This window comes from Kitasatospora putterlickiae (assembly GCF_039527695.1).
In the GTDB taxonomy this organism is placed as follows: domain Bacteria; phylum Actinomycetota; class Actinomycetes; order Streptomycetales; family Streptomycetaceae; genus Kitasatospora; species Kitasatospora putterlickiae.
Genome location: NZ_BAAAKJ010000273.1, coordinates 1 through 604, shown reverse-complemented (window position 1 = coordinate 604; position 604 = coordinate 1). Strand labels below are relative to the sequence as shown.

The 604-nt window shown below is 78.6% G+C and carries 1 protein-coding gene; it reads right to left on the bottom strand.

What is annotated here, in order from left to right; all coding sequences use genetic code 11:
• Nucleotides 1-604, bottom strand: a 604-nt coding sequence (locus ABD308_RS27220) for a KR domain-containing protein (RefSeq protein WP_344339788.1), incomplete at both ends; no start/stop codon positions are given.

Below are 604 nucleotides of genomic sequence, written 5' to 3'. Positions count from 1 at the left end.
CGGGCGAGGCCGCCGGCGCCGTCCGTGGCGGTGCGGGCGGCGGCGCGTCGGCGGGCGCGGGGGGCGCGGGCGGCGGGTGCCAGGTCGCGCAGCAGCGGTGGGAGGTCCTCGGCCCGGACGCCGGCGACGTCGAGCCTGATCGGCACCACGGCCGCGGGCTCGCCGGTGAGCGCGGCGTCCAGGAGGGCGAGGCCCTGGTCGGCGGCGAGGGGAAGGGTGCCGACCCGGGCCATCCGGGCGAGGTCGGTGTCGCTCAGCCGGCCGCCCATGCCGGCGGCCTCGGCCCACAGGCCCCAGGCGAGCGACACGGCGGGCAGTCCGAGCGAGCGCCGGTGGGCGGCCAGGCCATCAAGGAAGGCGTTGCCGGCCGCGTAGTTGCCCTGGCCGGAGCCGCCGAGGACGCCGGAGGCGGAGGAGTAGAGCGCGAAGACGGCCAGGTCGAGGCCCGCGGTGAGCTCGTGCAGGTGCCAGGCGGCGTCGACCTTCGGGCGCAGCACGCTGTGCCACTTGGCGGCGTCCAGGGCCTCGATGACGCCGTCGTCGACGATCCCGGCGACGTGGACGACGCCGGTCAGGCGGTCGGCGAGGGTGTCGACGACGGCGG